This window comes from Mycetocola zhujimingii (genome assembly GCF_003065425.1).
Classification (GTDB): Bacteria; Actinomycetota; Actinomycetes; order Actinomycetales; family Microbacteriaceae; genus Mycetocola_A; species Mycetocola_A zhujimingii.
Genome location: NZ_CP026949.1, coordinates 464,048 through 478,382, shown reverse-complemented (window position 1 = coordinate 478,382; position 14,335 = coordinate 464,048). Strand labels below are relative to the sequence as shown.

11 protein-coding genes are annotated in these 14,335 nt (G+C 65.4%); 3 read left to right on the top strand and 8 right to left on the bottom strand.

The genetic code is table 11. From position 1 onward, the window contains the following. Positions 1–47 precede the first annotated feature (47 nt). The 8 genes from C3E77_RS02325 to C3E77_RS02290 form a co-directional block, all read right to left on the bottom strand. Positions 48–1,367, bottom strand: a complete 1,320-nt coding sequence (locus tag C3E77_RS02325) for an ATP-binding cassette domain-containing protein (RefSeq protein ID WP_108390166.1) — start codon at positions 1,365–1,367, stop codon at positions 48–50. A 56-nt stretch (positions 1,368–1,423) separates the two neighbouring features. Next, positions 1,424–2,665: a multiple monosaccharide ABC transporter permease gene (mmsB, locus tag C3E77_RS02320; protein ID WP_108390165.1), complete on the bottom strand. Its 1,242-nt coding sequence runs from the start codon at positions 2,663–2,665 to the stop codon at positions 1,424–1,426. A 31-nt stretch (positions 2,666–2,696) separates the two neighbouring features. Beyond that, positions 2,697–4,226, bottom strand: coding sequence for a multiple monosaccharide ABC transporter ATP-binding protein (mmsA, locus tag C3E77_RS02315; protein ID WP_108392946.1), 1,530 nt, complete (start codon positions 4,224–4,226; stop codon positions 2,697–2,699). Positions 4,227–4,321: 95 nt separating this feature from the next. Then, positions 4,322–5,461, bottom strand: a complete 1,140-nt coding sequence (gene chvE, locus C3E77_RS02310; protein ID WP_108392944.1) for a multiple monosaccharide ABC transporter substrate-binding protein — start codon at positions 5,459–5,461, stop codon at positions 4,322–4,324. A gap of 282 nt (positions 5,462–5,743) precedes the next feature. Next, positions 5,744–6,760: a LacI family DNA-binding transcriptional regulator gene (locus tag C3E77_RS02305; RefSeq protein ID WP_108390164.1), complete on the bottom strand. Its 1,017-nt coding sequence runs from the start codon at positions 6,758–6,760 to the stop codon at positions 5,744–5,746. 240 nt (positions 6,761–7,000) lie between these two features. After that, positions 7,001–8,440 carry an MFS transporter gene (locus C3E77_RS02300; protein ID WP_108390163.1) on the bottom strand — a complete coding sequence of 480 codons (1,440 nt, stop codon included), beginning with the start codon at positions 8,438–8,440 and terminating at the stop codon, positions 7,001–7,003. Between the two features lie 21 nt (positions 8,441–8,461). Beyond that, positions 8,462–9,637 carry a cystathionine gamma-synthase gene (locus C3E77_RS02295; RefSeq protein ID WP_108390162.1) on the bottom strand — a complete coding sequence of 392 codons (1,176 nt, stop codon included), beginning with the start codon at positions 9,635–9,637 and terminating at the stop codon, positions 8,462–8,464. A gap of 10 nt (positions 9,638–9,647) precedes the next feature. Next, positions 9,648–11,015 carry a cystathionine beta-synthase gene (locus C3E77_RS02290; protein ID WP_108390161.1) on the bottom strand — a complete coding sequence of 456 codons (1,368 nt, stop codon included), beginning with the start codon at positions 11,013–11,015 and terminating at the stop codon, positions 9,648–9,650. 247 nt (positions 11,016–11,262) lie between these two features. On the opposite strand from C3E77_RS02290, the gene C3E77_RS02285 reads away from it, so the two are divergent. The 3 genes from C3E77_RS02285 to C3E77_RS02275 all read left to right on the top strand — a co-directional run bounded on the left by C3E77_RS02285 (position 11,263) and on the right by C3E77_RS02275 (position 14,328). Next, positions 11,263–11,967, top strand: a complete 705-nt coding sequence (locus C3E77_RS02285) for a thioredoxin-like domain-containing protein (RefSeq protein ID WP_108390160.1) — start codon at positions 11,263–11,265, stop codon at positions 11,965–11,967. A 2-nt stretch (positions 11,968–11,969) separates the two neighbouring features. Continuing rightward, positions 11,970–12,692 carry a DUF305 domain-containing protein gene (locus tag C3E77_RS02280; RefSeq protein WP_198412180.1) on the top strand — a complete coding sequence of 241 codons (723 nt, stop codon included), beginning with the start codon at positions 11,970–11,972 and terminating at the stop codon, positions 12,690–12,692. Between the two features lie 670 nt (positions 12,693–13,362). Further along, positions 13,363–14,328 (top strand): endonuclease domain-containing protein, encoded by a 966-nt coding sequence (locus C3E77_RS02275; RefSeq protein ID WP_162924888.1) that lies wholly within the window; start codon positions 13,363–13,365, stop codon positions 14,326–14,328. Positions 14,329–14,335: the final 7 nt, after the last annotated feature.

The window sequence follows — 14,335 nt, the reverse complement described above, 5'->3', positions numbered from 1 at the left end:
TTCGCCCGGTGTCGGGCTCCTGCTGTACTGCCACGTGCTCCTCAATTCTAACGTTGTATATCGGTTCGGATGCTGAGGGCCGCGAGGCCGCGAAGCGTCACGTCCCCGCCGGAAAGTTCGGTCGCGAGCCGGGTGCCGTGCTGCGCGAGGATGCGGTTACTCAGTCCGAGAAGCTGGGTGGGATCGACCGCTTCCAGGAGCACAGCGGTGCCAGCGGCCGCGATCGCTTCGATGAGCGAACGACGCTCGTCGCGCTCGGCCGGGCCGAGTCCGGAAAACGGTTCGGTGATCAGTGCCACTCTGGGCGGCGTCGCTGCCCAGCCAGCCAGCACCTCGTTCATGTCGCCCGTCGACGGCCGTGACCTGGCACCGGGAAGAGCCTCGAGCAGCATCGACGGCGCCCGGCGCGGGATGTAGGTGCGCCGCGGGTCGATCAAACCGGTCCGGGCCAGTCGGGCGAGCGATTCACCCGACACGCTCGTCGGGATCCCCCCGATGAGGCCGACGTCATACGCGGGCGGGTGTTCGGAGATGAACAGCACCCGCGCCGCTATCGCTTTGGCCACCGAGGACAGGTCGACCGGCTGACCGTCGAGGCGGATTTCGCCGCTCACCTCGCCTCCGGATGACGCACCGAACACCCCGAGAACCAGGGACTCTGCCCCCGCGAGGCCCACAATTTCGCCCGACCGGACGGCGAGTGTCGCGCCTTCGACGACGGGGCGGCGGCGCTGGATGGGATGGGTGACGGTGACGGACTCCAGCTCGAGTACAACCGGCCCGAAGACCCGTTCCACCGGCGCTGGCTCGTCGACTCCGCCGGCCAGAAGGTCGAGCAGCCTGGCACTCTCCTGCGGCGTCGCGACCCCGGCAACGACCCCGTCCCTCATCACCAGAACGGCATCGATGGGAGCGGGAACGTCCCGCAGGTCGGCAAGCGACTGGACGGCGACCAGGATCGGTGTCACCGCAGCCGCCCTGGCTACGGCGGCATACCAGCGAGCGGCCTCATCGGCATGGAACAGCGTCAACCGGTCGTCGACCAGGATGACGTCGGTGCGCCTCGCCAGTGCCCTGGCCAGTTCGACGACCCGCTGGTCGACGGCGTCGAGATCGAGGATCGGAGTGCTGGGCGCGACGGGCAGGCCGACGACATCGAGGAGTTCGCGCGCTCTCCGCTCGAGCACGCGCCGCCGGGTAAAGAATCCGCTCGCCGACTCGGAGCCGAGCAGGACGTTGTCGCCGACGGTCGAGAACGGGATGGTGAGCGATTCAACACCGATCAGCGGCATCCCGGGAGCCTCGGGCACGCCACCGAGCACGGCGACGAGCCGTGCTCCGTCCGGCAACGAACCGACGAGGTGCATCTGGTTCTCCTGAAATGCGGCAGGGGTCGCCACACTGTGACGACCCCCGCGAGGTGTTACTTGCCGCCTGAGCGACGTTTGTTGTAGACGTCGAAGGCGACGGCGAGGAGCAGCACGAGACCCTTGACGGCCTGCTGCCACTCGATTCCGAGGCCGAGGATCGACATACCGTTGTTGAGGACACCGATGATGAGACCACCGATGATCGCTCCGCCGATGGTGCCGACACCGCCCTGCACTGCCGCTCCACCGATGAACGCTGCCGAAATGGCCTCGAGCTCGAAGCCGTCGCCCGCCTTCGGGCCGGCGAGGTTGAGTCGCGCGGTGAAGATGAGGCCGGCGAGTGCGGCGAGCACACCCATGTTCACGAAGAGCAGGAAGTCGGTCTTCCGGGTCTTGATTCCCGAGAGCTCGGCGGCGTGGCGGTTTCCACCGATCGCGTAAACGTGGCGGCCGAAGACACTCCGGTTCATGATGATGCCGTAGATCAGCACCAGGACAGCGAGCACGATGAGCGTCACGGGGATGCCCTTGTACGACGCGAGTGCGTAGGCGAAGAACCCGATGGCCGCGGTGATGAGCACGAGCTTGGCGATGAACCAGACGATGGGCTCAACATCCTGACCGTACTTCTGGCGGCCTGCCCGAGTGCGGAACTGGCCGACGATGAGGGCGACGACTGCCGCGGCGGCGACGATCAGGGTCAGCGGGTCAAGATCGAAGTCACCGAACAGGTCGCTCAGGAAGCCGTTGCCGAGTGCACGGTATTCGGTGGGGAATGACCCGATGTTGGCGTTGCCGAGCACGACGAGCGCCAGGCCGCGGAAGATGAGCATGCCGGCGAGCGTCACGATGAACGCCGGTATGCCGACGTAGGCGATCCAGAATCCCTGCCACACACCGACGAGCGCGCCGATTCCGAGCGACATGATGATCGACAGCCACCATGGCAGGCCCCAGGTCACGGCGAAGACGCCGGAGCAGGCGCCGACGAAGGCGGCAACCGATCCGACCGAGAGGTCGATGTGACCGGCGATGATGATCATCACCATTCCGATCGCGAGGACGAGGATGTACCCGTTCTGGACGATGAGGTTCGAGATGTTCTGCGGACGAAGCAGGATGCCGTCGGTTACGACAGTGAAGAACAGCACCACCGCGAGCAGCGCGATGAAGATTCCGTTTTTGCCGAGGTCGGAGAGCAGGTGGCTGAGCCAGCTCGTGAACTTGTTGTCGACCGGGTGGATCGCGCCGCCTGCGGCGGTTTCCTCGGTCACCGGTGTCTGGGTGTTTGACATGTCAGGGTTCTCCTTGGTGGTGCCGGGCGCCCTAGCGCGGCTTTTCCATGGTCATGAGCTTGAGAAGGGATTCCGGGTTGGCGTCCTCGATGGGAAGCTGGCCGGTGATACGGCCCTCGCTGAGGGCGTAGATGCGGTCGCAGATCCCGAGCAGTTCAGGCAGCTCGCTCGAGATGACGATGACGCCTTTGCCCTGGGCAGCAAGCGCGTTGATGATGGCGTAGATCTCGTACTTGGCGCCGACGTCGATGCCGCGTGTTGGCTCATCGAGGATCAGGACGTCGGGGTCGGAGTAGATCCACTTCGACAGCACGACCTTCTGCTGGTTACCGCCGGACAGCTTGCTCGTCTTCGCGAGCACCGATGGAGCCTTGATGTTCATGCTCGACCGGTAGCCGTTGGCGACCTTGTATTCCTCGTTGTCGTTCACGAGGCCGTTGCTCGAGAGCTTGTCGAGGGACGCCAGGGCGATGTTGCGCTTGATGTCCTCGAGCAGGTTCAGGCCGTAGTGCTTGCGGTCCTCTGTGGCGTACGCCAGGCCGTTGCCGATGGCTTCCGAGACGGTGCGGGTCTTGATTTCCTCGCCGCGCATGAAGACCTTGCCGGAGATCCTGCTGCCGTAGCTGTGGCCGAACAGGCTCATGGCGAACTCGGTCCGCCCCGCACCCATCAGCCCGGCGATGCCGACGATCTCGCCGGCGCTCACGTTGATGCTGACGTTGTCGACAACGACCCGTGTTGGGTCCTGCGGGTGGTGCGCCACCCAGTCCTCGACCCTCAGGATCTCTTCGCCGATGTTGGGCGTGTGATCCGGGTACCGGTGCTCGAGGTCGCGACCGACCATGTCCTTGATGATGCGCTCTTCGGTGACATCCGTTTTCTGGATCGTCTCGATCGCCTTGCCGTCGCGGATCACCGTGACGGTGTCAGCGACCTTTTTGATCTCGTTGAGCTTGTGGCTGATGATGATCGACGTGATCCCCTGCTCCTTGAGGTTCAGGATCAGGTCGAGCAGATGGTCGGAGTCCTCGTCGTTCAGCGCGGCGGTCGGCTCGTCGAGGATGAGGAGCTTCACGCGCTTCGAGAGCGCCTTGGCGATTTCGACGAGCTGCTGCTTGCCGACGCCGATATCGAGGATCTTCGTTGTCGGGTTTTCCTTCAGACCGACGCGCGCGAGGAGGGCCGCCGCCTCCTGGTTGGTCTTGTTCCAGTCGATGAGACCGAACGGACCGGTCTGCTCGTTGTTGAGGAAGATGTTCTCGGCGATCGACAGGTACGGACTGAGCGCCAGTTCCTGGTGGATGATCACGATGCCCTTGGCCTCGGAGTCCCGGATGTCCTTGAACTCGACGACGTCGCCCTCGAAGACAATGTCACCGGTGTACGAGCCGTGCGGGTACACCCCGGACAGCACCTTCATCAACGTTGATTTGCCCGCACCGTTCTCACCGCAGATCGCGTGGACTGTGCCGCGCTCCACGTCGAGGGTAACGTCCGAGAGCGCTTTGACACCGGGAAACGTCTTGGTGATGTTGCGCATCTCGAGGATGTTTGTGGTCACTTTTCGCACCTTCTCCATACCGAACCTGCTTCATTGCATTCGAGTGCCGGTGGGAGAGAACCTACTCTCCCACCGGCCTCGATTGAGAAGGGGTGTTAGCCGATCTCTTCTTCTGTCCAGTAACCGGACTCCACGAGCACCTCGTTGACGTTGTCCTTGACAACGATCTGCGAGTCGAGGAGGTACGACGGAACAACGAACTTGCCGTTGTCGTAGTCGTCGGTGTTGTTCACCTCAGGCTCTTCTTCGTTGAGCACGGCAACCGTCATCTCGACCGCGGCTGTCGCCAGCTTGCGGGTGTCCTTGAAGATGGTCGCGAACTGCTCACCCGAGTTGATCGCCTTGACCGAGTCGAGCTCAGCGTCCTGGCCCGAGATGGTGGGCCATTCCTCGCCGGTCGCGTAACCGGCGTCGGTGAGTGCCGAGATGATGCCTCGGGAGATTCCGTCATACGGCGAGAGGATGCCGTTGACCTGCGTGCCGTCCGAGTAGCTCGACGTCAGGATGTTCTCCATACGCTTCTGCGCGGTTTCGCCGTCCCAGCGAAGCGTTGCAGCCTGCTCGAAGTCGGTCTGTCCGCTCTTCACAACGAGGGTTCCTGCCTCGATGAACGGTGCCAGGGTGTCCTGGGCGCCTTCCCAGAAGAAGGTGGCGTTGTTGTCATCGGGTGAGCCCGCGAACATCTCGACGTTGAACGGGCCAGCGGGTGCTCCCTCGACGGGCGCGCCCTCGAGGTCGACGAGTCCGAGTCCGTTGAGTACCGAGTTGGCCTGCTGAACACCGACCTTGTAGTTGTCGAACGAGGCGTAGTAGCTCACGTTCTCGGTGTCGCGGATGAGTCGGTCGTATGCGATGACCGGAATGTCCGCGTCAGCGGCGTCCTGGAGGACCTGCGTGAGCGTGGTGCCATCGATCGAGGCGACGATCAGGGCTTCAGCGCCCTTGGTGATCATGTTCTCGATCTGGTTGACCTGGGTGGGGATGTCGTCCTCTGCATACTGCAGGTCGACCTTGTAGCCCTCGGCTTCGAGCTGCTCCTTGACGGCGTCGCCGTCCTGGATCCAGCGCTCGCTCGACTTGGTCGGCATTGCGACGCCAACGAGCGCGCCTCCGCCTTCTCCGCCGCCGCCTGAACCGCCCGACGAACATGCCGCGAGCGACACGACCATTGCGCCGGCCGCGAGTGTCGCGATGAGTACTTTCTTCACTGTGTTACCTCTCTGTAATCGTGCCATGGACGTCATTGTCGCCTGAGATTCCAGACAGGGGGTGGTGTTCCGCTCGAGCAGGGCTGCGTCCATGAACGCCCTGTTCGCTGCAGCCGCCGAAGCGGACCGCGTGCGGGTGACCGCGAAAAACTTGTGAGGGACTTCTTCGTCAGCCGATCTCGATTTCCGATTCCGGCAGCCAATGTGACCGTTCACATTGTTGTCACATGTTACGCAGAACACAAGCGAGGTTGTCAAGCTCCAAGGTCTCAGTTTGATAACCGGTCGAGGATCGCGGACCGCACAGCCTCAGAACGACGGTGTTCCCGTCGACGCGCGCACCACGAGTTCGGGCTGGATGCGTGCGGTGTACGCGTTCGGCGCGTCGCCCATGGTCCCCAGCAGTTGCGCGACGCAGCGGCGACCCAGCTCGAGGAAGTCCTGCCTGACCGTCGTCAGTGGCGGCCAGAAGTGTGCGGCCTCGGGGATATCGTCGAATCCGATGATCGAGACGTCCCTCGGGACGTCCTGGCCGACGTCGCGGATCGCGTGCATGAGGCCGAGCGCCATCTGGTCGTTCGACGAGAAAATCGCGGTGAAGTCGCGGACGCGCATCAGCTCGCGGCCGGCGTAATAGCCGAAATCCGCCGACCAGTCGCCGAGGATCGGCGCGGTGGTCGCGACATCCTGCGCGTTCATCTCCTCGAGGAAGCCGCGCATCCGAGCCTCTGCCTCGATCCAGTCCTGGGGGCCGGCCAGGTGGTAGATGTGCCTGTGCCCGAGCTCAATGAGGTGCCGGGTGGCGAGACGGGCCCCGGCCACCTGGTCGACGGCAATGGCGTGGTCGTCACCCTCGTTCGTGTTCATGGTGACGAACGGAACTCTGAGGTCCAGGCTCGAGATCGCCCGTAACACCCGCACCTGCGGCGCGATGATCACGAGGCCCTCGATCGCCTGGGCGTTGAGATGGTCGAGCGCCGTGACGATCGACTCCTCGTCCGTCGCCGTGATGTTCGCCGTCGACACCAGGTAACCGGCATCCTGAGCGGCGGTTTCGATGCTCTGGATGATGCTCGACGGCCCATACTGCGAGCGCTGGGATGCGAGCACGCCGAGCGTGCGCGACCGGCTGGTCACGAGGGCACGGGCTGCCCGGTTGGGCCGGTACTGCAGCTCGTTCATCACGTCGAGCACGCGCTGCTTCGTGGCTTCCCGGATGCTGGGGTGGTCGTTCAGAACACGGGAGACGGTCTGGTGGCTCACTCCGGCGAGGCGCGCGACGTCGCGGATGTTCGGCGCTCGGCCTTTGTCAACGCTGGGTGTCACCGGGATGCCCCTGACTCATGTGCACGGTCACATCCGCGCTGGTACGTCAATTATGCACAACCCGGCACCCGATTGGCGCAGCGGCGAGACCCGCGGCCGGTGGGGCTGAGTCATCTCAGGTGCAGCGACCTGACGGGGCGAGCGGAATCCGATGTGACAGCAATGTGACAGGCCGAGGATGCCGCCGCAACGCTGTCACACACTGTCACATCCGCTACGCCGCGCGGATAAGCGGGGCGGTCAGGATCCGTGCGGTCCGTCGCTTGCGGCGACCGCCCGCACACCGGTGCCGACCCTGGACCCGAGCCCGAGGGTGGCCGCCGAGATCGCCGCCGCGAGAAGAAAACAGCCGGCGAACGGCCAGGCGCCGCCCAGCCCGACGAGGGCCGCGAACACGATTCCGGTCGAGGCCAGCGCGAGGGCACCGCCGAGTGAGTCCGAGATCGACAGCGCCGAGCTGTTGAAGCCCTGGTTGCGATCGGTCGAGTATGACAGCGTCATGACGCTGAGCCTTGGATACATGAGGCCCATGCCTCCTCCACCGAGCAGCCACCCGCCGATCACGACGAGCGGTGACAATTCGAAGGCCGCGGTCGCCACGGCGGAGAGGATCGCCAGCAACACCAGGACGGTCCCGATGCGCATGGCATTGACGGAGCTCAGCGTTGAATCGAGCCTGCCCTGGATCCACGAGGCGCCCGCCCAGGTGAGTGCCGCACCGGTGAGCGCCAGTCCCGAGAGCGCGGCGGAGTAGTCGTACCGATCGGTCAGCAGGTACGGGATGTATACCTCGGTACCGAAGAAGGCCGCCGAGATGAGTCCGCGCAGCAGGATCACGCTCGGCAGCCCGCGCTCAGCGCGGAGCGTACCTGTCGGCAGGAGGGGGCGAACAGCCACGAGCGCGATGACGACAGCGGCAACCGCGACGACACCAACGAGCGCCCCGTCGAGCCTCGCCGAGAGGTTGAGACCGAGCACAGCTGCCGCGGCGAGCACGGCCCACCCGATCTTGCCGATCGCCCAGGCCGGTCGCGCGGCGAGGTCCGGTTGCTCGCCGCCCCGCAGCATCCGCAGGGCAGGAACCACCATGAGCATGGCGATGAGGACGAGGACGACAACGCCGAGAAACACCCAGTGCCAGCTCGTGAGTTCGGCGACGACGCCGGCGGCGAATGGACCGACGAGCGACGGAACGACCCACGCGGCGGCAAACCCGGCGAAGATCCTCGCGTGGAGCGCGGCCGGGTAGATCCGCGCGACCACGACGTAGAGCGCGACGTTCATGGCGCCGGAGCCGAGTCCCTGCACGAGGCGTCCGAGAAGGAACACGGTCATGTCCGGCGCGAGCCCGGCGATGATCAGGCCGACGATGAACAGTGCCACGGAGGTGAGCAGCGGCGCGATGGGTCCGATACGGTCTGACCAGTTTCCGGCGACAACCATGCCGATGACGCCCGTGGCGAGCGGACCGGCGAACGCGAACGCGTAGAGCGCAGCACCGTCGAGGTCGGCGCTCACGAGCGGCATGATCGTCGTCACCGCGAGCGACTCGAACGCGCTCAGGAAGACGAGCGCACACGATCCGATCGTCGCCCAGAGGTACCCGGCCGAGAAGATTCCTGGTGCAGCCGGAGGCCGGGGGTTGTGCGACCCGGTTCGGGCCCCGGCATCAGAAGTCACGCAACGAGCCTAGCCCCGCGGTCAGCGCTTCTTGAGCGCCTTCCCGATTGCCCGGTCCACGTCGGCGAGCAGATCGTCGATGCTCTCGAGTCCGACCGAGAGCCTGATCACATTGGCGGGTACCGCGAGTTCGGTTCCGGCGACCGAGGCATGGGTCATCTCAGCGGGGTAGTTGACCAGCGATTCGACTCCACCAAGCGATTCGGCGAGCTGGAACACCCGGGTGCTCTCGGCGAATCGCCTCGCCACCCGTTCGCCGCCCGCGAAGGCGACGGACAGCATCCCGCCGAAACCCGACATCTGGCTCGCGGCAAGCGCGTGTCCCGGGTGCGATTCGAGCCCGGGGTAATACACCGTCTCGACAGCCGAGTGCTCAGCGAAGTACTCGGCAATCGCCTGGGCGCTCTCGCTGTGTCGCTGAACGCGCACGTCGAGGGTCTTGATTCCCCGCGAGGTGAGGAAGGCATCCATCGGCGATGACACGGCACCGGCGGCGAACTGCATGAAGCGCACCTTTTCGTGCATCTCATCGTCGTTGAGGACGAGCGCCCCACCGATCACGTCAGAGTGGCCACCGAGGTACTTGGTGGTCGAGTGCACGACGACGTCGGCGCCGAGGACCAGCGGCTGTTGAAGTGCCGGTGACGCGAATGTGTTGTCGACGACCACGGTGAGACCGGCGGCGTGCCCGATCTCTGCGAGTTCGGCGATGTCGGTGATCTTCATGAGCGGGTTCGACGGAGTCTCAACCCAGAGGATCTTCGTGTCGGCGGTGATCGCCGACTGCACGGTGCGGAGGTTCGACATGTCGACGACGGTGTGGGTGACACCCCACGCGCCGAAGATCTTGTTGATCAGCCGGTAGGTTCCGCCGTACGCGTCGTTGCCGAGGACGATGTGGTCACCTGGCTTGAGGATGCCGCGAAGCAGGGCGTCTTCGGCGGCGAGGCCTGACGCGAACGAGATGGCGTGCTTTCCGCCCTCGAGCGCCGCGAGCTGCTCCTCCAGTCCGTTCCGGGTCGGGTTGCCCGCGCGGCCGTACTCGTAGCCGTTGCGCAGACCGCCGATGTGCGTCTGGACAAACGTCGACGACTGGTAGATCGGCGGAATGACGGCACCGGTCGTCGGGTCGAATTCCTGGCCGGCGTGAATGGCTCGCGTCGCGAATCCCTGCTTCTTCGTGGTCTTGTCGCTCATGCGCTGTCCTCTACTTGCTCAAAAAGGTCAGGAGGTCCTGACGGGTGATGACGGCGTCCGGCTTGCCGTCGTGCATGACCAGGAGTGCGTCGGATGCCTCGAGCGCCGTGCGCGCGGAGTCGAGCGACTCGCCAGACCCGATCAGCGGAAGCGGTGCCCGCGTGAGCGTGGAAACGGCATCCGTCACCGTGGCCGAACCGGAAAGGATGCTCTCGAGGAGCGAGCTCTCCGACACCGAACCGACGACCTCACCGAGAACGACGGGCGGCTCGGCGGAGAGCACGGGCAGCGCGGAAATGCCGCTCTTCGACAGCAGTGCCGCCGCACTCTGGACCGTGTCGTCGGGACGGAGGTGCGGCAGAGACTCTGCTGTGTCGCCCTTGGCCAGAACCAGGTCACCGACGGTTCGCTCGTCGGTCGCTGAACCGATGAAGCCATGCCTGCGCATCCAGGTGTCATTGAAGATCTTCGCGAGGTAGCCGCGTCCGCCATCGGGCAGGATCACGACGACGACGGCGTCTGCGGGGAGGGAGCGTGCGGCTTCCAGCGCTGCAACGACGGCCATGCCGCTTGAGCCGCCGACGAGCAGGCCTTCTTCGAGCGCGAGGCGACGGGTCATCGCGAAGGATTCGGCATCCGATACCGCGATGACCTCGTTGACCACACCCGGGTCATATGCCCCGGGCCACATGTCTTCGCCGACGCCCTCGACGAGGTACGGCCGGCCGGTGCCGCCGGAGTAGACGGAGCCTTCAGGGTCTGCGCCGATGATGCGGACGCCGCCGCTGGAGACCTCGCAGAGGAACCGCCCCGTGCCGGTGATCGTGCCGCCGGTGCCGACGCCCATGACGACGTGGGTCACGGTGCCATCTGTGTCGTTCCAGATCTCGGGGCCGGTGCTCTCGTAGTGGCTGAGCGGGCCGTTCTGGTTGAAGTACTGGTTGGGCTTGAATGCGCCCGGGATTTCGGCGGCAAGCCGGTCGGAGACGCTGTAGTAGGACTCGGGCGAATCGGGCGCGACGCTCGTCGGTGTGACGACGACCTGGGCGCCGTACGCGGTCAGTACGTTGCGCTTCTCCTCGCCGACCTTGTCCGGCACCACGAAGATGCACTTATAGCCGCGCTGCTGGGCGACGAGCGCGAGGCCGACACCGGTGTTGCCGCTCGTCGGTTCGACGATCGTTCCGCCGGGCAGCAGGTCTCCGGATGCCTCGGCGGCGTCGATGATGCGCGTCGCGATGCGGTCCTTGATCGAGCCACCCGGATTGAAGTACTCGACCTTCGCGAGCACCGTGGCGGCGATGCCGTCGGTGACGCTGTTGAGCTTGATCAGCGGGGTGTTCCCCACCAGATCGACGATGGTCTCTGCGTACTTCACGTGTCTGTCCATTCGGGGGTGCGTGCGTGGCCGGGGTCCGGATCGGGTCGGTCTCGTGACGGGTTATGGCCGTCTTATCGAGCCTAGCCGCTGCTCCGGAAGTGTTACAGGGCGCGCGTGACGCTCGCCGGCGGCATCCTCTTCACATAAAGCTGTGAGCATGCGGGCCATACACTATGGAAGGCAGCCCGGCGCGCACTCGTGATCGACGGCTGCCCCGACGACGATCACCGACGAGAGGCCCCCGTTGACCCCCCGAGACGATTCCCCCGCTGGCACCGCGAACAAGAGCGGTAACCCGGCGAAGCAGTTGACCATCAAAGAGCAGCGCGCAGAGCAGCGCGCCGCGAAGGTGGAGGCGTTCAAGCGGGAACAGGCCAGGAAGCGCCGCAACAAGCGCATCGGTATCGGAGCCGCCATTGTCGGCGGCGTTGCCATTATCGCGCTGCTCGTTGCGAGCATCGTGCTGACGATGCCGAAGAACGCCACCTATGAAGCCGGTAGCTCAGGTGCCGAGATCGAGGGCGTCGAGACCTTCGAGAACACGAACAACCACGTGGAGACCACCGTGGAGTACCCGCAGACTCCCCCGGCCGGCGGCGACCACACCCCGGCCTGGCTGAACTGTGACGTGTACACCGAGCCGCAGCAGAACGAGAACGCCGTGCACTCGCTCGAGCACGGGGCTGTCTGGGTCACCTATGACCCGTCGATCTCCGACGATGAGCTCGACGCGCTCAAGGCCAAACTTCCCTCCACCTACGTGATCCTCTCTCCGTTCGAGGGCCTCCCGACGCCGATCGTCCTCTCCGCGTGGAACGCGCAGCTCCAGATCGACGAAGCCTCTGACGAGCGCATCGGCGAATTCTTCGAGGAGTACTGGAAGAGCGAGAAAGTCCCCGAGCCCGGCGCTCTCTGCACCGGCGCCGTCGACGGACCGGGCAAGGCGTAACTTTGGCGGCTGCTGAACCGACCGACCTCGAGACGGATGCTGCGGCATCCGTCTCGACATCGGATCCTGCACCCCGGCGCCGGTCACCCCTCGCGCTGCTCCTCGTCGGTCTCGTCGCGGTGGTCATCGTGGGCATCGTCGCGTTCTCGGTTGGACGGCTGTCGACGCTCGGAGACCCGACCCCGACGACCGAGAGTGCCGAAGCAGGCTTCGCGCGCGATATGCAGACCCACCACAACCAGGGCGTTGAACTCGCGATGATCATCCGTGACCTCACGGATGATGCTGAGGTTCGGTTGCTCGCCTACGACATCGCGACAACGCAGTCTGCGCAGTCGGGCATGATGAAGGGCTGGCTCAACGTGTGGGATCTGCCTGAGTACTCGTCCGACCCGTCGATGACGTGGATGACGACGCCGACGCTCGACGGGGAAGGCCACAACCACGGATCAGGCGACAGCGCGCACAAGCCCGGTGAACCGATGCCGGGGCTGGCAACGCCCGAGCAGATCACGGAGCTCAAGAGTCTCAGCGGTGTGGCGGCCGAGCGTTTGTTTCTCGAGCTGATGATCGAGCATCACAAGGGTGCGATCGAGATGGCCGAAGCCGTGCTCGACCGGAGCACGAACTCGACGGTGCGGACGTTCGCCACCGGAGTGGTGAAGAGCCAGGACGCGGAGATCGACCTCATGACGTCGATGCTCGAGGAGCGGCCGGCGCCGTAGCGGCCCGCGTGCGGCTTCAACTGTCACAAACGCACGCCATAACGCACGGATGCGTGCACTTGCGACCACCGAACCGTCACCCCACCCTCCGGCTTCCGCCCACGGTCGGCTTCGACTGTCGCAAACACACGCCAAAGCGCCTCACCACGTGCACTTGCGTCCACCGAACCGTCGCGCCTCCCCCACCGCCGGCCTCAACTGTCACAAACGCACGCCACGACGCACGGATGCGTGCACTTGCGTCCACCGAACCGCCGCGCCTCCCCCACCGCCGGCCTCAACTGTCGCAAAGGCACGGCATAACGCTGCACCACGTGCATTTGCGACCACCGAACCGCCGCTCCCCCACCGTCGGCTTCAACTGTTGCAAACGCACGGCATATCGCCACACCACGTGCATTTGCGACCACCGAACCACCACGCCGCCCCGACCGCCGGCTTCAACTGTCGCAAACGCACGCCGTATCGCCTCACCACGTGCATTCGCGACCACCGAACCGCCGCGCCTGCCCCACCGTCGGCTTCGGCTGTCACAAACGCACGCCATAACGCCCTGATGCGTGCACTTGCGTCCACCGAACGGAACCGGCGCGTTTTCCACAGGCGGCGCGTTATCCACCGATCCTTTCGCCGCCGGTTTGAGCGAACGACGTCATGCCACCGTGAACGGATGCTGCCCCATCGTCCGCTGCCTCCCGAACTGCCCGCCGCCTTCACCGTTGCCGAGGCCCATCGGCTGGGCGTCGGGCGGGGCAGGCTACGGGGCTCCGATCTTGAGCGCCCCTTCCACGGCGTGCGCGCCCGAGGTACTACCGGTGTTTCCACATCGGATCCAGCCGACGATCTCCGCACGGACCTGCGCCGCCTCGCACAGGCGTACGCGACACGGATGCAGCCGCTGGAGTTTTTCAGCCACCGGACAGCCGCCACCCTGTGGGAAATCCCGCTGCCCGCGCTGAGCGATGTGGTGCTCGACGTTTCAGTTCCCCGCCCGGGTCGCGCCCCCCGCAGCGTCGGAGTTCGCGGACACCAGGCACATCCACGCCTCGTCCGAGTCACCGACCACAACGGATTCAAGCTCTCCTCACCGGCGTCAACCTGGGCCAGCCTCGGCCCGATGCTCCACCCGTACGACCTCGTTGCAGCGGGCGACGCAATTGTGTGCCGGCGCGCCTCGGCGGGCGGCAATGGATTCAGCCGGGCACCACTCGCAACGGTCGACCAGCTCCGGGCTGCGGTGGACGCCGGTCGCCGGCCAGGGGTGGGTGCGCTCCAGGATGCACTGGGACGGATCCGCCCGGGTTCATGGTCGCGGCTCGAGACCTGGGTGCGGCTCATCCTCGTCGATGCAGGTCTTCCGGAACCCGCACTCAATTACGACGCATACGACGACGCCGGCAATTTCCTCGGATGCATCGACCTCGCCTACCCGGAGCTCAAGATCGCCATCGAATACGAGGGCGCACACCACTGGCGAACGGCCGAACAGTTCCACCGTGACATCGATCGCCTCAACCGACTCGTCGAGGCGGGGTGGCGCATCGTGCGATTAACCGGGAGCCACGTCTTCTCTACCCCGTCCGAGGTCGTGCGGCGGGTTACTGTTGCGCGTGCGCAGTGCGGCGCGACCGCCTGAGCGACCC